Below are 20,786 nucleotides of genomic sequence, written 5' to 3'. Positions count from 1 at the left end.
GGGCTGAGCCGTTACTTCGTCATTGAATACAATCAATACGCTTCTACAAACTCTCTCTCATGAGTGACGCTATCAAACATGAGTGCGGTATAGCCCTGATTCGGCTCCGCAAACCCTACCAGTATTACATCGATAAGTACGGCACAGCACTTTACGGTGCCAATAAGCTGTACCTGCTCATGGAAAAGCAGGTGAACCGGGGGCAGGATGGTGCGGGCATCGCCAACATCAAACTGGACGTTCCGGCGGGCCGTCGCTACATTAGCCGCTACCGCTCCGTCGACCAGCGCCCCGTAGCGGACATCTTCGAAAAGGTTAACAAGAAATTCCGGAAGGCCCTCAAAGGCAACAAAGAAAAAGCAAAGGATGCCCAATGGCTCCAGGAAAACATCGCCTTCACGGGTGAGGTCTGGATGGGTCACCTGCGGTATGGCACTCATGGCTCCAACGAGATAGAGAACTGCCATCCCATGCTTCGGCAGAGCAACTGGCGCAGTCGGAATCTAGTGGTGGCCGGAAACTTCAACATGACGAATGTTGACGAACTGTTTGGCAAACTCGTTTCCCTGGGTCAGCATCCGAAAGATAAAGTTGACACCGTAACGGTGATGGAAAAAATCGGCCACTTTCTGGATGAAGAAAATCAGCGCGTGTTCGAGCGATTCAAGGGGATTTACGAAAACCCGGAGCTATCGGACATCATTGAGGACAACGTTAATCTTCAGCGCGTTCTGCATCGCTCCTGCCGCGATTTCGACGGGGGCTATGCTATGGTAGGTATGACTGGCTACGGGGCAGCTTTCGTAGCCCGCGACCCGGCTGGTATTCGTCCGGCTTATTACTATGCAGACGATGAAGTAGTAGTAGTGGCTTCGGAAAAACCAGCCATCAAAGCCGCCTTCAATGCCGAATACAGTGCTATTCAGGAGGTAAAACCCGGCCATGCGCTCATCGTTGACAAATATGGTGAGTATCGGGAGCAGGAATTCGTCCGACCCATCGAGAAGAAATCGTGCAGTTTTGAACGTATCTACTTCTCAAGGGCTACCGACCCTGACATCTACAATGAGCGTAAAACGCTGGGGAAACTGTTAATTCCGCAGATTCTCAAAGAAATCGACTACGATCTCGAAAATACTGTCTTCTCCTACATCCCCAACACCGCCGAAACGGCTTTTTTTGGCATGGTTGAAGGATTGGAAGAATACCTCTATAAACAGCGGAAGAAAGCGATTATGGAGGGCATTTTGTTCGAGGAGGAACTGGACAGGGTTCTTTCATTCCGCCCCCGCATCGAAAAACTGGTTGCTAAAGACGTTAAATTACGGACATTCATCGCCGATGATGCCCAGCGCGACGATATGGTAGCCCATGTGTACGATACTACCTTCGAGGTTATAAAAAAGGGGAAAGATACGATAGTGGTCGTCGATGACTCAATCGTACGCGGTACCACACTGGAAAAGAGCATTCTGCGGATGCTGGACCGGTTGGGTCCCAAGAAAATTGTTATCGTTTCCTCAGCACCCCAGATTCGCTTCCCCGATTGCTACGGCATCGACATGTCGAAGTTTAAGGAGTTTATCGGATTTAGGGCCGCTCTGGAACTGATTCGTGAGCGGGGCCTGGATAGCTTACTCGATGAGGTGTACGCGTTGTGCGTAGCCGCTATCGAGTCGGGTAATGCCAGTCAGGAAAACTATGTAAAGGCGCTGTTCGATCCCTTTACACACGTAGAGTTATCTAAAAAAGTAGCGCAAATCATTACCCCTGCCGACCTGAACGCCGAAGTAGCGGTGGTGTATCAAACCGTTGAAAATCTGCACGTTGCCTGTCCTAATCACACCGGCGACTGGTATTTCACCGGCAATTACCCAACCCCCGGTGGTAATAATGTCGTCAACAAAGCTTTCGTAAACTTTATGGAAGGCAAATTGGTACGGGCCTATTAATCTGACGTATTAACGAGCGAGGGGTTATAATTGAGACTGGCTGACGCATCAATATTAATGCGCGTCGTTAGTCTTAATTATAACCCCTCGCTTCTTTTTTCACGACTACCTGCTCCATTGCAACGCATTTACATTGGCACCAATTTTCTTTCCTTCGGTTAAGCCAGTCTCATTATCCTGCCGGGTATGGATATTCCCATAGAAGCGTGAATCTGCCGATTCCTGAGCAGATTGAGCAAACGAGGTAAAGGGCCGGGCTTTGAACGCCACATTACGCATTGGATCATTGATTCGGCCTATATGCGAATCATCCACAAATGCAAAATTTTCGCCATACAAAGCTGTCAGAACAGTAGCGGCCGATGAAGACTGGGTAGCATGACCCGACGGGTAGCCGGGAAAGGGAGGGGCGGGCCAAAAAGGAGTCCAGTTAGGGTCAATAGCCAGCCGTACGTACGTGTAAGGCCGCAAGTTAGTATAGACATATTTACACCGCCAGCATAGCACAAAGGCATCAGCAATCGAAATGCCCGTACGTGCAAAGGTCTCGGCGGCTTTAGCCAGATCCGCTTTAGAGGTTAACACGGCGATTCGACCCAGATTGTATGAATGGCCAGGAGGAGTGAATGAATCGCCGGGGTTGTCAGACCACCAAAGGGCTATTTCTTTTTCGGTCTGGGTCAGGCTTTTCGACTTTTTATACACATCCAGATACTGACCAAAAATTTCTGATTTGGTATCGGTTGAGTACGCTAATGGTTTGGGCATCGTTAACTCGTTATTTGCCTTTACAAATGTCCTGACGGCTCCCCAGTAGGGTTGCATAGGAATCCTGATACCATTTTCGGTAGGTTGCCACATACCAGCCCCCGTTGGCACTACGTAGTTTGTGGGGAAATTACGGTCGTACCCGGCATCACCGCCATCTGTTTTCGACCATTCGTACACTGTACGGGCAATACGTTTGCCAAAAGCTACCGACCGTTCATTCACCGTTTCGTCAGTATCCCTGAAGGCAATGCGAACTGTCGCTTCGAGAGAATCAACCGTAGCTTTGGACGATGCACTCATGTTCAAATATAAACTACGTAAGATGTCGGCCTGTGCGGCATTGGCACTCAATGCCCAGTTATACACTTTGCCTGCTTCGGGCCTGGGCAGCGCTGGCAGGCCCTGTAATTGCCCCGCCAGTGATTTACGGGAAGCAATGCCAGGAACTACCGACTCATACATTGTTAATCCGGCATAGCCAAAAGCACGGGCAGCCACCGGGGGAGTAAAACCAGTTGTTATTTTTGTGAGGTTTAACTGCAACATTGCCCATTTGACGGCCACTTCGTTCGAGTATTGATCGGCAGCTTTACCCCCCGTCAGCCCGGGTTGAACATCGTCGGCAGGTTGCACCTGACAAGCTTGCAGCAGAAATACAAAGAGTAAGCAAACCAACTCCCGCCCGTAGTTGGAGCTGCTCCGGGAGAACACGAATCGTTTGATTGGTTTTGTAAAAAAAGGGTAGAAACTTTTTTTCATAGTGTATGTAGGGAAATAGGCCAGCGAGTTTTCCTATATGACTCAGAACCAATGCTAAAGTAGCAAAAACGTTGCCACATTGACTGAGGAGCCTTGTTAGGGTAAAGTCAGATTATTATCTGGTTAACTTTCGCAGTACATTTGATAACTCAAGAACTGTTGTTTACCGATGCGTATTCCCGAAGAAACAGTTGAACGAATTCGTCAGTCTGCCGACATTCTGGAGGTTATAAATGACTTCGTTTCCCTCAAGAAACGAGGTAGTAATTATATAGCCTGCTGTCCGTTCCACAATGAGAAGTCACCATCATTCAACGTAAATCCCACCCGGCAGATCTATAAGTGCTTTGGTTGTGGCAAAGCGGGTGATGCCGTTCGCTTTGTGATGGACATTGAAAATGTAGGGTATGGGGAAGCGCTCCGGTATCTGGCAAAAAAGTACGGTATAGAAATTGAAGAGCAGGAGCAGACACCGGAAGATCTCCTGCGGCAGAACGAGCGGGAAAGTCTGTTGATCGTCCTAAACTTTGCCAAAACCTTTTTCCGGGAAACGCTGCTCACTACTGACGAGGGGAAAAGCATTGGCTTAAGCTATTTTCGCGAACGGGGATTTACTAATCCTACTATCGAAGCCTTTGAACTGGGCTATACCCTCGATCAGTGGGATGCTTTGCTGCAAGAGGGACTACGCAGAGGGCACAGCCGCGAGTTGCTAGAGAAAGCCGGCCTTATTCTGACCAAAGAGGGAACATCAGGTATTGACCGTAAGCAGTTCGACCGGTTTCGGGGGCGCGTTATGTTCCCCATTCACAACGTATCAGGTCGGGTGATAGCTTTTGGTGCGCGAATTCTTAAAGTAGATAAAAACCAGCCAAAGTACCTAAACTCACCCGAAACACCGGTATACCACAAGAGCCAGGTCTTGTACGGCATCTTCCAGGCGAAGCAGGCTATTCGGCAGGCGGATGTCTGCTACCTAACCGAAGGGTATACGGATGTCATTTCGCTGCATCAGGCGGGTATAAAAAACGTAGTTGCTTCCTCCGGCACCTCACTCACAACGGAGCAGATCAGGCTCATTTCCCGCTTCACACCGAACGTTACTATTCTTTACGATGGTGATGCCGCCGGGATTAAAGCGGCTCTCCGTGGACTTGATATGGTGCTTGAAGAGGGCCTTAACCTCAGGTTGCTATTACTGCCCGATGGTGAAGACCCTGATAGCTACGTTCATAAAATTGGGGCCGATGCCTTCACATCATATATCAGTGAGCATTCGCAGGATTTTATTGACTTTAAAGCCAGCAGGTGGTTGACCGAAGCCGGAGATAATCCACTTAAAAGAGCGGAGGGCATTTCAGATGTGTGCAGCAGCATCACCAAAATACCAGACCCACTCAAGCGTCAGACCTTATCGCAGCGTGTCGCTCAACTGTTTCATGTCAGCGAACAATCAGTTATTTCTGAAATCAACCGACTGCTCCGTAAACAGCAGGATCAAAACCAAAAAGATGCCGAGCGACAGCAGCGAACAGCAGGACTAAATAAACAACAGACTGCTTCAAGTAATACTTTAAGTTCAGCCGACCCTTCCCTCGACGATATCAATGCACTGCTTGAGGGATTGAGCATTGAAACCCCCGTAAGCGATGAATCCAGACCGTTAGCCGAGTTTGTTACGCAGGCACCCCGACCGTCAGAAAAGCTGGTTAGAACACCTCTATCGTATCAGGAGGAAGAATGCGTGAGGTTGTTGATGAACTATGGCAGTCGTGAACTGGAACAGGGTATCACGCTGTGTCAATACGTGTTAAGTGAACTGCACGACATTGAATTTCAAACATCACCGTTCTCTATTATTCTTACTTTATACAGGGAAGCGTATAATAAAGGCACCATTCTGACAGCCAGTGACTTTCTAAATTACCCATCAGATAGTACCGAACAGCTTAACGAGAACGAACTTCAGCATCAGGCCATTCACCTGACTACTCCTCGCTACGAAATCAGTGATGGCTGGCAAAAGCACGAAATCTTTGTGCCATCGGAAGCAGAAATTGGTATTCTGGCTGATGCGGCCTATCGGAATATCTTGCGGATTAAGAAGATGCTCGCCGAACAACGAATGGCTGTTCTGCAACAGTTAATCCGTGAATCAGGTAATAAGAAGCCTGAAGAAGCGGATCAGCTATTGATAGAGTTTATGCACTTTAAACGGATAGATATCGAAATTTCCAGCCTTCTGGGCACTGTTATCTCAGGATGAAGCGCCCATAAAAAGGAAAAGTTCCAGTCTTACCGGCTGGAACTTACTTCTATCAAAAAGGAAAGGTGAACGCTATGCCTGCGCTACCGTGGTAAAGCTAATCAATTCAGCATCGATTTTCCGGTTCATCTCATCGAGTAGACTAACATGGGAGTGAAGCTGACCAGATTTGGAAGGTTGCAAAGAACGACCAGGTTTTTTGCCTGACATATCCAGTAGTAATGTCATCAGAATATCACTCATATGGTCACGTAACTCCATGAGTTTGCGTAACCGGACCCGGTTAACCGTAGCATTAGGCTGCTGACGAGCTGTAGTGTGTAATGAATTGATAACTTGATTCAGTTTGGCATAACGACGATGAAATGCTTCTGTTACAGTTGCCCACTCTTTGACTACCTTCTGAACTTCCTCAACTGAGGCTTCGTAGCCAGAGACGATTGCTGATTCTTGTTGATTCATTACCCTACTAAATTAAATATACTATTTTCGTTTGAGTCAATCAAAAATATCATGCTAGTAGAGGTTAAAGCAAATCACTTTGCGTGAAATCACTCATTTTGGGTGTGAAATCACCTAAAAAGCCTGAAATCACCGTGAGCCAAGGGCTTAAATAACCTTTTTTCATTCAAGTCACGTCATTCCATTCAAGCTAGGTTTCCTGTTCCTCATGAAGGAAATAGGAATTTTATTTATATAGTGTTACCAAAATCATCATTTTGGTATTACATTCATGCACCCATAATATGTAAACCATCATGAATCCATCTACCAGTGTCCAGGAGGGCGCTAGACAATTTGCTATTCGTCGTAGGGACTTTTCAATCCTTGTCGCCCAATCTGAAATCTTTAACTGTGAAGTGTTGAGTCAACTATTGAAAGAGCAAGGCTATAACGTAGTTGGCCGGGCTGTTGAGTTAGAAGACACTCTTCGACAGATAAGAGTAAAGCGTCCCAACTGTGTCATTCTGGAATCAGACATCTCGTATGAACACGGTTTCGACATTGTTGAGCAGATGCAAGCAACAAAGTTCATCCTTTACACACGCAAGCCTGACTTTAGGATGTTGGCGAAGGCTATGCAAAAAGGCTTCTACGGTTTTCTATATGCTACGGACGGATTGGACGAATTGTACCAATGCTTTCAAACAGTTAGTAACGGAGGTTGCTACTACAGTAATGGATTCATGAATTTACTTCGAAATTTTGGTGTCGATGTGATTTCAGAGTCTACCCGTGAAGAGCTGAATCGTCTATCAGAACGCGAACGGGAAGTATTACGCATGATTGCCAGCGGATTTACGTCCGGCGAAATCGCTGATCAATTAAATATTAGTTACCGAACAGCTGTGAACCATAAGGCCAATATTACTCACAAACTAAATTTGGATAGTTGTCGACAATTGCCGCGTTATAGTGTTTCCGTTAGGAATTACCTCTGATATAGGTGAGTGATTGTGCTTTTCATCTACTCCTTTTCCAGGCTTTTCCATCCTCCTTTACATTGCGTACCTAATAGTACAGGGTAGGAAATTTAGCAACCCTGCATCGTAGCATCCTTCTTTCAATGGAAGGGTGCTATTGCTTTTTCCAGGCAAAGGATAGCTGATCTACCGGGGCTAACGGGTAATAGATGGTTCAAAATCCAAAGGTGGTTCTAACCAGGCAGAATAGGTAGTTTACTCAGTTAAAAACAGAGAGTTTTGAAAGTAGGAATCAAATTGTCCTTATGTGAAAAGGCTATTTCGCCTGATTGAATAATAATAGATTCTGTCAAAATAGGTGAAATCACACATAAAATGGGTGATTTCAAACGGTAATCATATGTTAGAATAAAGTGACGAACGATATTCGCTCAGAAAGGTGCAGGAAACTTACTTACTATTACCCTGGAGAACTAGTCGGCGTTTAGGGCGAAGGTGAATGGACGAGTTGCCGGAAACGGCAGCTATTTAGACCAAATTGGCAGGCTCGGTCTTACTGGCATCACGTCCTTGAAGCCATTCTCTGAACTCATGCATCCGAACACGAGGAACAATTATTTCGTGTTGATCAGGCGTGTTCAAGTTAACGATATACTTGCCATTTTCCCAGTAGGAATAATGTAATACAGCCTGCCGGTTAACAATATAATCGCGCTTAATCCGAAAGAATTGGGTAGGGTCTAGTTCAGTTTCGAGTTCATTCAATGTCTTACTGACCATATACCGCTCTTTTATGGATTCAGCATAGTAAAAACGATCTTCGACGGTAAAGTAGTACACTTCATTGACCGGAAAATCCAGTTCACCCAACGCACTCTTACCTTTAAGGTACGATAGATGGGATGAAGCAACGGTCGGCTTTGGAGAGAAGGTTTCAGATAAAGCCAGGACCTTTTGAGCAGCTTTGGCGGCTTCGGCTTCGGCAGCTTCCTGCGCTTCCCGACGCTGTTTTAGATAGTCCTGGAGGAGTGAAATATTGAGTGAAGTATAGCCAATTAGCAAAACAGGCAACAGGTACAGAAAATAGTAGTGCCAGGTAAATGTTTTCAGCATGTAGTTATTCCAATAATCGTCGAATGAGTAAGCTTGATATTGTTCTAAGAGATACCGTACACTCTGGGTAACAGGATTAAATACAAGGAATGAAACAAGCAGAAAAGGGAAAAATTTCAATTCATATTGTCCAATGGCCTCCCATTTGTACTTGACGGTTTTCAGTTTCAACCACGTGTGAGTCCGATTGAGAAGAGAAATAACGATAAATAAGGTACATAACTCAGGAAAGAGTATTTCCCGACTAACGCGCCCAATGTACTTTAAAAAGCCACCTGCTTCCTGTACCCGGGCAACTTTAATATCAGAGCCTATAGACCAGGATGCAGCTTCCAATAGCAAATAGATGACCAGCAGTATATACACACTGTTCATCGGATTGCGCAGGAAGCTCTTGGTAAGGCGAATCTCTTTCATTGGGTACATTAATAAAATCAGAGACTAATATAGTAGTAATATTTAACTAAACACAACTGTCCAATGTGACTTTTTTGTGATTGATGCCCCTTGGAATGGCCAGTAGCTTTGTATCAACAAAAAGGTAGGCAACGCCACCTTGATAAACAAAGCAATCAAATCATTCTAATTAAACATATCATGAAAAATCAATTCAGCATCAAGCCAGCCCAGTCACTGAAAAAAATCAACTCTTTGACAGCAAAAAAAGAACGGAACAGCATCCTAAAATTTTCACTTCTTTCAGAATGCTGTGCAATGGGGCCAGACCTAAATCGGTTTTCAACTCCCGTTTTCTCCCTTTAATCTTAGCCAGCAAAAATCATGCTAACTACACGGCAACTTTATGACCAGGAGTTAGCGCGCTGTCGTGAACAATTCGAAAAGATAGACCTGTCAAAGGAGCGGGGCTACCTAATGAAGTTCACCACTTTCTCCGCCAATGTTGAGAATATTATGCCCTTAATACCCCGCGAGGATCATAAGAGCCTTTTCAGGGAGTTATTGCTGCAGCAAATATATACAACATTCGATCAGCAGTGCCTCACGGCTGCTGAACTGATAAAGGTCCGGGGTGATCATTATTTACTGAAAAAAGAGTCCAGTCCTAAAATTTACTGCACCTACCATCTCGGTTCCTACCGATTGTTGACAAGTGTGCTTTTTAGAAACGGTGTCGACTGTGTTCTACTTGTTGGTAACAACATGAACCGTACCCAGGGGGGTGACATGACGGAGCATATTGAGGCACTACGCAGGAAGCATAGTCTAACAAATGTTTTCCGGGTAGTTGAGGCTGGGAGTCCCGCAGCTGGCTTAACCATAATGCGGGAACTAAAGGCCGGGAAATCATTAATCGTGTATGTAGACGGTAGCCCGGAAACGGGTCCTGAAGCAGGAGAAGAATCGCAGTTTTTGTCGGTTCGCTTTGGTTCACGACAGCTGCTCACGCGGAAAGGGGTTGGGTATTTATCGCACGCCACAAATGTACCTATCGTACCGGTAGTAAATTATCGGGAGAATGATATGACAAATGTGCTGCACTGTCTCAAGCCGATTCGCCCCATTACTAAAAGTGATCGGGAGATGTACTGCCAGGAGGTTATGCAACAGCTTTACGATGGTTTTTGGTCATACCTAAAGCGGTATCCAGGCCAATGGGAAGGCTGGAACTACATTCATTTGTTTTTACAACCAGAAGTTCGTAAAAACCCCTTCTTTGGCTATCCTAGCGAGCGTCTCACGTTCAATGAGAAACGCTACACGTTGTGTGATTTTGAGCAGGCCCCTATCCTGTTCGACCGGCAGCTTTACCAAACGTTTGAGATTACAGAAGATTTAAAGGACCTACTGCTGAACATCCATACGGTAGATTCAGTCGAAGAAGTAGTGGGTGAAGAAATATTTACTGAGTTAGTAAGCATGGAGATAATTCATTAATTATTCTCATACCCTATACTTAAAACACCGGGCCTGATTTATTAGTAAATCAGGCCCGGTGTTTTAAGTATAGGGTATAGTAAATTTTTACTATATCGTCAGGTATTACTGCTTACTTCAATCTCATCCCCTAATTTGTTGAAGAACTTGAAGTTGACCATCCCCAGTGAGCTATCTCTGACCAATTTAATCCAGGTCTTGTACTTCACGTACCACTGTATCTGCTTTGAGTAAATACCTTTGGTATAGTACGCATAAAGAAACGGGTTCATTGAAATAGAGATACCCTGCTCATTCTGCTTCGTGAGAATATAATCAAGGTTGTTTTCAATTATATCCGTTACCAGAACGCTGGCCTGGATAGTTCCCGTACCACCACAAGTTGGACATACTTCCCTGGTAACAATGTTCATTTCGGGCCGGACGCGCTGACGGGTAATCTGCATCAGCCCAAATTTGGTGAGGGGAAGAATCGTAAATTTCGAGCGTTCCGGTTTCATTTCATCCCGCATGATATCCTGCAGTAACTTTTTGTTCTCTGCTTTCTTCATGTCGATGAAATCGACCACTATAATCCCTCCCATGTCACGCAACCGAAGTTGCCGGGCAATCTCTTTCGCAGCCTCACGGTTTACGCTGATGGCCGTTGCTTCCTGATCCTCTTCAGAATTTGATTTATTGCCGCTATTGACATCAATAACGTGTAGGGCTTCTGTATGCTCAATAATCAGATAACCGCCACCGGGCAAGCTTACGGATCGACCAAATAACGACTTTAGTTGTTTTTCGAGGCCTAATGCTTCGAAAACCTTAGATTTACCATTGTAAAGTTTTACAATTTTCTCCTTGTCAGGGGCAATAGTATGAATGAAATCTCTGATTTCGTCGAAGGACTCCTTTGTATCGACCGTAATACTCTCAAACGATTCATTGAGCATATCGCGCAGAATAGACGATGCCCGATTCATTTCGCCCAGTACCCGGTCCCGGGGTTTGGCATCGGCCAGTGATTGTATGGCCTGATCCCACTTGGCGAGTGAATTTTGCAAATCGCGGTCAAGTTCTTCTACGTCCTTATCCTGTGCTACAGTTCGAACGATAACACCGAAGTTCTGCGGTTTTAACGACGACATCAGGCGTATAAGACGCGAGCGCTCAGCGCGATCAGTAATTTTCTTGGAAAGGTTTACACCGTCAGAGAAGGGGACCAGGACTAAGTACCGGCCCGCTATTGAAATGTCGCAGGAAAGGCGTGGCCCTTTGGTTGAGATGGGTTCTTTGACCACCTGAACCAGAATAGGCGCATTTTTAGTCAGTACCTTGTCGATTTTGCCTATTTTATCGATGGGTGGTTCCAGAGTCATACCACTGATACGCCCTGTACTGACTCGCTTGGCAATTACATCTTTAACAAGCTTATTGAGCGAATTAACATTCGGCCCTAAGTCCTGATAATGCAGGAAACCGTCTTTCTCGTGACCTACATCTACAAAAGCAGCGTTAAGTCCCGATGATAATTTTTTGACTGTTCCTAAGTATAGATCGCCAACGGTAAAGCTGCTGTCTAACTCTTCTTCGTGATACTCCAGCAATCTCTTGTTTTGCAAGAGCGCAATCCGATCACCTTTCTGAGTCGAACTGATAACTAATTCATTACTCACAAGATGAATGTACGGTTAAGAATGGCTATATAAAAAGAAAGAAGCCACGTTCGGGCTTTACAGACCGGCCGAAGCTTCCGCGAGCAAGTTTACTGTTTGTCGTATATGGCTGATAGCTGGCTTACGCAGAACAATCAATCATACACGACAAACTAATAACTATTTCTTCTTATGCCGATTTTTTCTTAGCCGTTTTTTCCGCTTGTGCGTGGCAATCTTGTGCCGTTTCCGTTTTTTACCGCAAGGCATAGTGTATGAAAATTTAATGGTTGAAATACATGTCGGCCCACCACTCGGTATGACCCTTTCTACTTTTTCGTTTATCGGTAACCTTACGTTACGCAATAACCGGTTGAACTCACTTTAGCCGCTCTTCGTACTCGCGCACTGCGGCAAGAATTTGCGGATCTTTTTCCTGTTTCTTCACCTGGGCGAGTACCTGCCTCGCTTCCACTTTCTGGCCGGCTTCCGCTAAACTGATGCCCAAATAAAACTGCGCTTTCCGGCTCGATGGGTTGTTCACCAAAATTTGCCGGAATCGCTCAACTGCTTTTTCATGTTGATTAGAGCGCATGGCCAGCAATCCTAAATTAAAGAGGGCTAACTCATTGGTTGGATCCTGCTTAATCACCTCACGCAACAGCATAATTCCCTGCATCGGGTTTTCTGTGTTTACGTAAGTCATTGCCATATTAGCCTTTGCCGACAGCAAGTCTGGATTTTTAGCCAGCGCCTGCCCATAGAAGTCCCGCGTTTTCTCGCCCAGAAATGCTGTTTTCTTAGCATCGACAGCAAACGTATAGGCTTCAAAATAACTATCTCCAGCCCGCAGCAGGTTTTTCTCCGTTGGCTGCACCTGCGCCAGTAAATCGGCGTAATGTGCAGCACTGTCATACCGTGTTACATCCCGAAACAGAGCAATCAGCTTTTCACCAACACTTTCTTTCTGGGCTGAACTGGCACTGGCAAACTCAGCCTGTAGCGTTTCTAACTGTTTTTGTTGTTTTGGCTCCAGCGGTTTCTCGTGAGCTGGTGAACCATTACCAGTTATTTCGGGCGAATCAGTACCAGACTGACCAGAGCCAGGCGTTTGTGCAGTATGCCCCCCTTCAATTTGTTTATTTTCATTTTGCACGACCACTGTTGGCAGGGTATACAATCCTACCGTCAGGGACGCAGCTAAAAGGACAACAAGCAAAACGAATTTATTCATAATGGGTATCAACTACCAGAAAACGCCTGGCTTCACAAGTCTAACAGATTTGGCTATTCAGCAGCTACTTTAGCTTTGTCACTGGTTTTAACCTGCTCTACAAAAACTTTCGCTGGTTTAAAGCTGGGAATAAAATGTTCTTCAATTACCATAGCGGTATTCTTGGAAATGTTCCTGGCAACCTTCTGAGCGCGTTTCTTATTGATGAAACTGCCGAACCCCCTCACGTAAATATTCTCTCCTTCGGCCAATGAGTCCTTAACTACTGAAAAGAAAGTCTCTAGGGTATTTGTTACTTCTGCCTTATCAATACCGGTCTTATCGGCGATCTCGGCAATTACATCTGCTTTCGTCACGACTTCTTAAACTTTAACGTTTACTGTATTGTTGAAAATTTGGGTCTCAAAATGGGAGCACAAAGGTAGAGCTTTCCCCTAACTTTAAAAATCCTGACTTACGTTTTTCCGGCTATCAGCCGTTTTTTTCTTTTATTTTGAATTGGCAATCAGACCTTAACGACATCGAAACCACGTTCGCTCCCACTCTTGAGCAGTGGTACACTATTCATAAACGAAACCTGCCCTGGCGTCACACCACAGACCCTTACCGCATCTGGTTGTCGGAAGTAATCCTACAACAAACCCGCGTAGCCCAGGGAAAACCGTACTACGAACGGTTTGTGGATGCTTATCCAACTGTTGCCCATATGGCTCAGGCAGATGAGCGTGAATTACTCCGTTTATGGCAGGGACTGGGTTACTATTCCCGCGCCCGAAACCTGCATCAGACGGCTCGATTTATAACGACACATTTAGATAAAAAGTTCCCCTCAAATTATCATGACTTACTGAAAATGAAGGGTATAGGCGTTTATACAGCTGCCGCTATTGCTTCGTTTGCTTTTGGTGAGCGAGTGCCGGTTGTCGATGGGAACGTTTATAGGGTACTGGCCCGGGTATATGGCATCAAAGAAGACATTACCACGACGACCGCAAAAAAGACATTTGCTGCGTTAGCTGCGCGGTTGATTCAATCAGCTACCGATCCGGCCACCTATAACCAGGCCATTATGGAGTTCGGTGCTATCCAGTGTACTCCTACCGGCCCCGATTGTTTATTGTGCCCTTTACAGCAGGCCTGCGTTGCCTATCTAACCGGAAGCCAGCATCGCTTGCCCGTAAAATCGAAAAAACCATCCGTCCGTCAACGATTCTTCACGTATCTTGTTCTCAGGCACAATGGAAAACTCGCACTTAGAGAACGAACGACCCGTGATGTATGGCAAAATCTGTATGATTTTTACCTGATTGAACACGAGTTCGAACAACCTAAAGTTCTAAACATCACCGACCTTATACAGCATATACCCTCTCCTGATCCTGTTTACGCGTTAGTGCAGGGGGGTGACTTAGCCGCTTCACCGATAGAAGCAGTTCAGTTATTATCGCACCAGCGAATCAACGCCCGATTCTACCTTATCGACGTACCAACCGTAGATTTACCACCTTATTTGACGTGGTATAATCGTGATGAAATCAACCAACTTCCCAAGCCAGTAATCGTCACAAACTATTTGGATACCCTGTTTGGATAAGTCGGTATATTTCAGTATCTTTAGTCTTCTTAAACACTACGATTTTCTCCGTAATTATTCAAAAAAAGTGTATGGCCAGTCTTAACAAAATGACAATAATCGGCAACCTGGGTGCCGATCCTGAAGTACGGTATCTGGATGGAGGGGCTGTAGTAGCGACCTTCAATGTGGCTACCACCGAAAAATATACCAACCGGAGTGGAGAGAAAGTTGAGCAGACAGAATGGTTTCGGGTTGAACTATGGAATGAGCAGGCTAAGGTGGCTGAGAAATTTTTAAAGAAAGGCAATTCCGTTTATGTCGAAGGTCGGCTTCGGACGGAGTTGTGGACGGACAAAGAAGGAAAAGAGCGAACATCGCTGCGCGTTCGGGCCAGTACAATGCAACTGCTGGGAAGCCCCAATGAGCGTCAAGAAGAAAATTCGTACGAAGCCCCCCGCCAGCAGGCGGCCCCAGCGCAGGCAGCACCCGCGCCCCAACAGGCTCGCCAGCAACCCGCTGCTGCGGCTTCTAGGCAACAGCCTGCCGCAACGCCGGATCGCCGTCGGGAACCGGAGCCGGTACAGTTTGAGAGCAACAGTGGCGATGATGATTTACCCTTTTAATCCGTCCCGCGCTTCCGATTGTTGAACGAGATTTGATATACATGGATCCTGGTGACCCCCTTCCTCGACAGGTGCTCCAAGCCGCTGATGGCTTGGGCACCTATTTTGATTTATACGGCCCCTACACGGCGTTGGTACTCCTGCTGGTAACTGTAGCCGGTTTGATATCAGCCTCAGAAGCTGCTTTTTTTTCGCTTTCACCCGACGACCGGACTGCCTGCCGCTCCAGTAGTCAGCCCGCCGACCAACGCATTGCCGTACTCCTGGAACGCCCCAAACGGCTGTTGGCTTCGCTGGTCATTTTCAATAATTTGCTGAATATTGCCATTGTTGTTATTGTCACTTACCTCACCTGGGAGTTTTCCCAGCTATCGCGAGGGTCGGGCTGGATACTTACTGCCATGACGGTAGCTATAACGATAGCAATCGTACTGTTTGGCGAAATAATACCAAAGGTGTATGCCAGTCAGAATAATCTGACCGTGGCCCGCCGAACAGCCCGACTGGCCCAGATTGGGCTGGCTATCTTCCGTCCGCTTGCTATACTGCTGGTTAACTTGAGCAATCAGATTGATAAGCGAATACAGCGACGCGGATATAAACTATCCGTGGAAGAGCTAAGTCAGGCCGTCGAGTTAACGGGGGCCAGTGCCACAAATGAGGAGAAGGAAATTTTAAAAGGTATTGTTAACTTTAGTAATCTAACAGCCCGGCAGGTGATGCGGGCAAGGCTGGATATATCGGCAGTGACCGATAATCTGGTGTTTAGTGAGCTATTAGCTCAAATAAATGCATCGGGTTACTCACGCGTGCCAGTTTACGGCGAATCCCTGGATCAGATTGAAGGCGTTCTATACATAAAAGACCTGCTCCCCCACATTTATCAGGATGACTCGTTTCAATGGAAATCGTTGGTACGCCCCGCCTTTTTTATTCCTGAGAACAAGAAAGTAGACGACTTACTTCAGGATTTTCAAAAACGGCGGGTTCACATGGCCATCGTAGTTGATGAATATGGAGGAACTCGCGGTCTGGTAACGCTGGAAGACATTATCGAGGAAATTTTTGGCGACATCAATGATGAGTTTGACGATGATACAGCCGTTGGTTACCGGCGAGAGGATGCCCGTACGGTGGTATTCGAAGGAAAAATGTCGATATCTGATGTGTGCCGGGTACTAAATGTAGAAGCTACCACCTTTGAAGCTGTTCAGGGAGATAGTGAATCGCTGGGTGGGTTGTTGCTCGAACTATTCAAAAATCTTCCCCAGGCTGGTGAAGAAATTAACTACGAAGGCTTTGTTTTCCAGGTACTGTCAGCCGATGATAAGCGTATTAATGAAGTTCGTGTCAGAAAGAACGACCTGGTTGAAAAGACATAGTCGCCGGGATCATGGTACTCACACCCATAACCCTCTGCCCTGATTATAGTCGGTACTGATACGCTGAATTTCATTAGCCGAGTAAGTTAGAAACCCTCTTTGCCGCAGGATTCGCAAACGCCTTTTTTCGCTCCAAGATAATCGCCCGTCAACCAGGGAGGCAAAAACAACAAGTCGTTCCAGACTATGGCGTACCGGGAGGGGTAATGTGCGTAGCTGTTCAGTGAAGTGGCCCTTCAATGGTGCATCAGCCGAAAGGCCAAATTGGTTTACAATCGTTTCAGTCAACAGGAAGTGGGCATAACTAACCGGACCCGTCAGAATACACGTATACTGCAACGCTTCCATAATTATTGGGGAAAACTGATCGTTCTTACCCCACTCTTCGTGTAGTTCATGGACAAACTCCCGGATTGTAGTGGGGGCCATTACCCTGATTTGTGCTTCGTGCAACACCTGCCAGGCAGCCCAACCATTCCAGAACGCGAAAACAGGTACTGACAACGACTCAATAGTTTGACGCAGTGTATACGCATCTAAAAACTGCCCCAGCACAAGCTGTATAACCAGCATAGTGAAGGTTGCTTTCAGGATATTGATCAGAAAGAAAATAGGTAATCCCCACCGGGGCATTGTCAGGTACGGGTCAAGCCCCAAACGGAAAAAACCTGCCCGTGACTTACCGGGCGTTTCATCGGCCAGTGCCTGTATATGACGTTCGTACTGGGCATCATGAGCACGGGGAAACTGGCACACCTCCATAATCATCTTCACTCCCCAGCCGCTTAACGACAATAAAATGTTCACTTCCAGGTAAGCCAGTAGCAGAGCGTATAGTGAGTTGACAAGGGGCAATTGGTAAGGTTGACCAAGAATAGAAATTGACGTAGTGCTGAATGTATCGGGCCAGTTTTGCTGCGGCAGAAAAAAGGCCAAAACACCTAACGACCCCAGCAAAACAGACAAGGTCAAAACAAGATTCTTCGTACGACGAACAACCCGGTATTCGAAATCATTCAACACATACGGCTCATCAGTCGGATGAGGCATCTCGAGTGCCTGCCGCAGATAGCGCATTGACAGATGGTCGAATGGACCGGTGTTATTGTCAGGTGGCCGGGTAGACATAGTTTCTATTCGGGTGGTGGCTTGCCTAGTTAAACTACCAAAGCACTGATGTTGTTGGCAAACAGCCTGATATAATAAATCAGGCACTGTAGAACTGGTATCTTCTGCTTAAAGGGTAAATAGGTAAATGCAGCGTTTGGGATACTTTACAGGGTAGCGTATAAACCAGTTCTCTTATGAAGTACATTTTTTTATTTTGCAGTTGCCTGTTGGCCAGTCCATTTGCCCCGCCAGCCATTGGGCAGGTAGCCCCTTCCCCCGCTCAAAAACGGGTGAAAGATGACATGCTGGACGCTGTAACGGCCTTTATGACCAAGCTTACGCCTGAGCAAAAGAAGCAGGCCACCTATCCTTTGAACGATGAGGAACGGTTTAACTGGCACTTCGTTCCCCGCGAACGGAAAGGACTGCCACTAAAACAAATGACGAAGGAGCAACAGAGCGCGGCAATGGCGATGCTCAAAACGGGGTTGAGTCAGCAGGGATACGATAAAGTTACCTCAATCATGGATAACGAAAACGTGCTTCGGGTAATTGACAACCGGCCTCCCAATGATACTTATCGGGACCCCGAAAACTATTCGTTCACCATTTTCGGCGACCCGGACGATAAGAACCCCTGGAGCTGGCGCATTGAAGGGCACCATCTGTCATTGCATTTTTTGTCTCAAACCGGTAAGGTAATCGCCCAGACGCCAACTTTTTTCGGTACTAATCCGGCTATTCTCGCTTTTGATTCCAGCATGGCCGACAAACGCATGCAAAACCCGCGTATCGTCGATTTATCACAGAAAGGCCGGCAAATTATGCGGCAGGAAACCGATAAGGCGTTTACTCTGCTAAAATCACTCAGTCAGGACCAGCTTAAGCAAGCCATTGTAAATGCAGTCGCTTACCCCGAAATCATGACCAGTAACAAACGGAAAGCGTCGATGGAGCGAATGGATGGGGTAAAAATGGCCGATATGAAGCCGGACCAACGCGCCTTATTCATGGATCTGCTTCAGGCGTACCTGAAAAACTACCATGTTACCCTGGCTAAACAACAATTAGACAAGCTCAAGAAGACAGGTCTGGATGAGCTTCGTTTTGCCTGGGCTGGTGACCTGACTCCAGAACTGGGCGATGGAAAAGGCTGGTACTACCGCATTCATGGCCCCACGATTCTGATCGAGTACGACAACACTCAAACAAATGCCAACCATATTCATACAGTTGTGCGCGATTTGACCAATGATTTTGGGGAAGATTTATTACAGGAGCACTACAAGAACGTAACGCATGGCAAACCCTAGTCCGTTTAACAACTTTTAACCAAAAAATTCGATTGTTTCTTCTTAATTTGTCGAGATTTTTTGTTCCAAATTCATGAAGAAACACCTTATCAGCGCGTCGATTTGCCTGCTTTCAATGGCCGCATCCGCGCAGCAAACCCAGTGGTACCTACAGGATAAAACCGACAAAACAGCTGGAATCAGCGTTGAACGGACGTATCGCGAATTGCTTAAAGACCGCAAACCAACTCCCGTTGTGGTGGCGGTTATTGATGGCGGAATTGACACTACGCACGAAGACCTCCGCCGGGTACTATGGGTCAATCCGAAGGAAATAGCCGGCAACGGCAAAGACGATGATAAAAATGGCTATGTAGACGACATACACGGCTGGAATTTCATCGGTGGTAAAGACGGTCGTAACGTCGATCACGAAACAGCCGAAGTAACCCGGCTGTATGTGCAACTCAAGCCCACTTATGAGGGGAAAGACCGGAAATCACTAAAGCCAGATCAGCAGAAAGAATACGATCTGTACACGAAAGTTAAGGCTGAGCTTGAAAAAAATCAAGCCCAGTACAAAGCGCAGTATCAGGGAATAGGCCAGTTTTATACGCAGTTTTCAACGGCGGTCGATAACCTGAAACAAGCATTGAAAGTAACCAAACTCGATACGCTGACTTTGAGCAAAGCAGCCGATACCCTATCGGATGCGGCTCTGAAACGGCCAATACAGGGTATATTACGCCTGCTACGCCAGCAGGGAGCTGCCGATACAGATGTGGTCATGGCTGAGCTTGAAAAAGCCAACGAGCAGTTAAAATCCCGCGCCGAGTACAACTACAATCCTGACTTCGATGGTCGTTCTGTAGTAGGAGACAACCTGGACGATATGAACCAGCGTGATTACGGCAATGCTGACATCTCCGGCGCGAACCCCGATCATGGTACGCACGTTTCGGGCATTATTGGCGCCGACCGGACAAATAACCTGGGTATAATGGGCATAGCGGATGCCGTGCAGATTATGGGGGTTCGGGCCGTTCCCGATGGCGACGAACGGGATAAGGACGTAGCCAATGCTATCCGGTACGCCGTTGACAATGGCGCCCAGATTATCAACATGAGTTTTGGGAAAGACTATTCGCCCCAGCGCAAAACCGTTGAAGATGCCGAGCGCTATGCGCTTACCAAAGGTGTTTTGATGATTCATGCCGCCGGGAATGACGGCAAGGATATAGACACAGCGGCCAACTACCCATCGCCCCGGTTTATTGATGGTTCCGCCATTCCCAATGTTATTACAGTGGGAGCCAGTGCCGAGCCGAACACCCCTGATTTGATTGCCAGTTTTTCCAACTATGGCAAACAAAACGTGGACGTGTTTGCGCCGGGCAAAGATATTTACTCAACTGTTCCGGGCAGCAAATACGAAAACAATAGCGGTACCAGCATGGCCTCGCCGGTGGTAGCGGGCGTAGCGGCTGTGCTGAAATCATACTTTCCAAAGCTGACGTATGCCGACATTAAACGCATCATTATGCAATCGTCAACGCCTTATACGACGAAAGTGAGCCGCCCCGAATCGGAGGATACGGTAGCATTCAATACGCTATCGATATCGGGGGGAATCGTTAACCTGTACGATGCGGTTAAAATGGCCATTGCCCAGGAGTCGGGCACGGGTACGAGTAAAGTCAAATAAGTTGTTACCTGTATAACAGGAGTCGAAATTCTGTTTATGTAAG

The 20,786-nt window shown here is 46.6% G+C and carries 16 protein-coding genes; 9 read left to right on the top strand and 7 right to left on the bottom strand.

The window, feature by feature from the left end; genetic code table 11:
- The first annotated feature begins 59 nt into the window (after window positions 1-59).
- On the top strand, window positions 60-1,952 hold the full coding sequence (locus B156_RS0113455; RefSeq protein ID WP_018620252.1) for an amidophosphoribosyltransferase: 1,893 nt from the start codon (window positions 60-62) through the stop codon (window positions 1,950-1,952).
- A gap of 105 nt (window positions 1,953-2,057) precedes the next feature.
- Here B156_RS0113455 and B156_RS0113450 read toward each other — a convergent pair whose 3' ends face one another.
- Window positions 2,058-3,482 carry a phosphatase PAP2 family protein gene (locus tag B156_RS0113450; RefSeq protein ID WP_018620251.1) on the bottom strand — a complete coding sequence of 475 codons (1,425 nt, stop codon included), beginning with the start codon at window positions 3,480-3,482 and terminating at the stop codon, window positions 2,058-2,060.
- A gap of 169 nt (window positions 3,483-3,651) precedes the next feature.
- Between B156_RS0113450 and dnaG the strand changes: the two genes are divergently transcribed.
- On the top strand, window positions 3,652-5,748 hold the full coding sequence (gene dnaG / locus B156_RS0113445; RefSeq protein ID WP_018620250.1) for a DNA primase: 2,097 nt from the start codon (window positions 3,652-3,654) through the stop codon (window positions 5,746-5,748).
- Window positions 5,749-5,820: 72 nt separating this feature from the next.
- On the opposite strand, the gene B156_RS0113440 is transcribed toward dnaG, so the two are convergent.
- Window positions 5,821-6,210, bottom strand: coding sequence for a hypothetical protein (locus B156_RS0113440; RefSeq protein WP_018620249.1), 390 nt, complete (start codon window positions 6,208-6,210; stop codon window positions 5,821-5,823).
- Between the two features lie 296 nt (window positions 6,211-6,506).
- On the opposite strand from B156_RS0113440, the gene B156_RS0113435 reads away from it, so the two are divergent.
- Complete coding sequence (locus B156_RS0113435) at window positions 6,507-7,190, top strand: LuxR family transcriptional regulator (protein ID WP_018620248.1); 684 nt, start codon at window positions 6,507-6,509, stop codon at window positions 7,188-7,190.
- Between the two features lie 510 nt (window positions 7,191-7,700).
- On the opposite strand, the gene B156_RS0113430 is transcribed toward B156_RS0113435, so the two are convergent.
- On the bottom strand, window positions 7,701-8,702 hold the full coding sequence (locus B156_RS0113430; RefSeq protein WP_018620247.1) for a LytTR family DNA-binding domain-containing protein: 1,002 nt from the start codon (window positions 8,700-8,702) through the stop codon (window positions 7,701-7,703).
- A gap of 363 nt (window positions 8,703-9,065) precedes the next feature.
- Between B156_RS0113430 and B156_RS0113425 the strand changes: the two genes are divergently transcribed.
- Window positions 9,066-10,181 (top strand): lysophospholipid acyltransferase family protein, encoded by a 1,116-nt coding sequence (locus B156_RS0113425; protein WP_018620246.1) that lies wholly within the window; start codon window positions 9,066-9,068, stop codon window positions 10,179-10,181.
- Window positions 10,182-10,279: 98 nt separating this feature from the next.
- Here the strand turns inward: B156_RS0113425 and B156_RS0113420 are convergent, their stop codons facing one another.
- The 3 genes from B156_RS0113420 to B156_RS0113410 form a co-directional block, all read right to left on the bottom strand.
- On the bottom strand, window positions 10,280-11,842 hold the full coding sequence (locus B156_RS0113420) for an Rne/Rng family ribonuclease (protein WP_026260815.1): 1,563 nt from the start codon (window positions 11,840-11,842) through the stop codon (window positions 10,280-10,282).
- A 358-nt stretch (window positions 11,843-12,200) separates the two neighbouring features.
- On the bottom strand, window positions 12,201-13,055 hold the full coding sequence (locus B156_RS0113415) for a tetratricopeptide repeat protein (protein ID WP_018620244.1): 855 nt from the start codon (window positions 13,053-13,055) through the stop codon (window positions 12,201-12,203).
- 53 nt (window positions 13,056-13,108) lie between these two features.
- The gene (locus tag B156_RS0113410; RefSeq protein WP_018620243.1) at window positions 13,109-13,411 is read right to left on the bottom strand and encodes an HU family DNA-binding protein; all 303 of its coding nucleotides are present in this window, start codon (window positions 13,409-13,411) and stop codon (window positions 13,109-13,111) included.
- 137 nt (window positions 13,412-13,548) lie between these two features.
- Here B156_RS0113410 and mutY point away from each other — a divergent pair, with 137 nt between their 5' ends.
- From mutY to gldE, 3 genes are all read left to right on the top strand, one after another.
- On the top strand, window positions 13,549-14,649 hold the full coding sequence (gene mutY, locus B156_RS0113405) for an A/G-specific adenine glycosylase (RefSeq protein WP_018620242.1): 1,101 nt from the start codon (window positions 13,549-13,551) through the stop codon (window positions 14,647-14,649).
- Between the two features lie 71 nt (window positions 14,650-14,720).
- On the top strand, window positions 14,721-15,254 hold the full coding sequence (locus B156_RS0113400) for a single-stranded DNA-binding protein (protein ID WP_018620241.1): 534 nt from the start codon (window positions 14,721-14,723) through the stop codon (window positions 15,252-15,254).
- A 41-nt stretch (window positions 15,255-15,295) separates the two neighbouring features.
- Window positions 15,296-16,636 carry a gliding motility-associated protein GldE gene (gene gldE, locus B156_RS0113395; RefSeq protein ID WP_018620240.1) on the top strand — a complete coding sequence of 447 codons (1,341 nt, stop codon included), beginning with the start codon at window positions 15,296-15,298 and terminating at the stop codon, window positions 16,634-16,636.
- A gap of 18 nt (window positions 16,637-16,654) precedes the next feature.
- Here the strand turns inward: gldE and B156_RS0113390 are convergent, their stop codons facing one another.
- Entirely contained in the window at window positions 16,655-17,764 is a 1,110-nt protein-coding gene (locus B156_RS0113390; protein WP_026260814.1) for an LBF_2804 family protein, read from the bottom strand.
- Between the two features lie 176 nt (window positions 17,765-17,940).
- On the opposite strand from B156_RS0113390, the gene B156_RS0113385 reads away from it, so the two are divergent.
- A complete protein-coding gene (locus B156_RS0113385; protein WP_018620238.1) occupies window positions 17,941-19,059 on the top strand; it encodes a DUF3500 domain-containing protein in 1,119 nt (372 codons plus the stop codon).
- A gap of 73 nt (window positions 19,060-19,132) precedes the next feature.
- The gene (locus tag B156_RS0113380) at window positions 19,133-20,743 is read left to right on the top strand and encodes a S8 family peptidase (RefSeq protein ID WP_245563732.1); all 1,611 of its coding nucleotides are present in this window, start codon (window positions 19,133-19,135) and stop codon (window positions 20,741-20,743) included.
- Window positions 20,744-20,786 lie beyond the last annotated feature (43 nt).

It is taken from the genome of Spirosoma luteum DSM 19990 (genome assembly GCF_000374065.1).
In the GTDB taxonomy this organism is placed as follows: domain Bacteria; phylum Bacteroidota; class Bacteroidia; order Cytophagales; family Spirosomataceae; genus Spirosoma; species Spirosoma luteum.
Note: the sequence above shows the minus strand (reverse complement) of the source record. Positions and strands in the feature narration are given on the sequence as shown.

Excerpts from the sequence above, each read along its gene's own strand:
- B156_RS0113425 (WP_018620246.1), top strand. The coding sequence starts at position 9,066 with ATGCTAACTACACGGCAACTTTATGACCAGGAGTTAGCGCGCTGTCGT.
- B156_RS0113455 (WP_018620252.1), top strand. The coding sequence starts at position 60 with ATGAGTGACGCTATCAAACATGAGTGCGGTATAGCCCTGATTCGGCTC.
- B156_RS0113415 (WP_018620244.1), bottom strand. The coding sequence starts at position 13,055 with ATGAATAAATTCGTTTTGCTTGTTGTCCTTTTAGCTGCGTCCCTGACG.
- B156_RS0113400 (WP_018620241.1), top strand. The coding sequence starts at position 14,721 with ATGGCCAGTCTTAACAAAATGACAATAATCGGCAACCTGGGTGCCGAT.
- B156_RS0113450 (WP_018620251.1), bottom strand. The coding sequence starts at position 3,482 with ATGAAAAAAAGTTTCTACCCTTTTTTTACAAAACCAATCAAACGATTC.
- B156_RS0113435 (WP_018620248.1), top strand. The coding sequence starts at position 6,507 with ATGAATCCATCTACCAGTGTCCAGGAGGGCGCTAGACAATTTGCTATT.
- gldE (WP_018620240.1), top strand. The coding sequence starts at position 15,296 with ATGGATCCTGGTGACCCCCTTCCTCGACAGGTGCTCCAAGCCGCTGAT.
- B156_RS0113380 (WP_245563732.1), top strand. The coding sequence starts at position 19,133 with ATGAAGAAACACCTTATCAGCGCGTCGATTTGCCTGCTTTCAATGGCC.
- dnaG (WP_018620250.1), top strand. The coding sequence starts at position 3,652 with ATGCGTATTCCCGAAGAAACAGTTGAACGAATTCGTCAGTCTGCCGAC.
- B156_RS0113390 (WP_026260814.1), bottom strand. The coding sequence starts at position 17,764 with ATGTCTACCCGGCCACCTGACAATAACACCGGTCCATTCGACCATCTG.
- B156_RS0113440 (WP_018620249.1), bottom strand. The coding sequence starts at position 6,210 with ATGAATCAACAAGAATCAGCAATCGTCTCTGGCTACGAAGCCTCAGTT.
- B156_RS0113385 (WP_018620238.1), top strand. The coding sequence starts at position 17,941 with ATGAAGTACATTTTTTTATTTTGCAGTTGCCTGTTGGCCAGTCCATTT.
- B156_RS0113430 (WP_018620247.1), bottom strand. The coding sequence starts at position 8,702 with ATGAAAGAGATTCGCCTTACCAAGAGCTTCCTGCGCAATCCGATGAAC.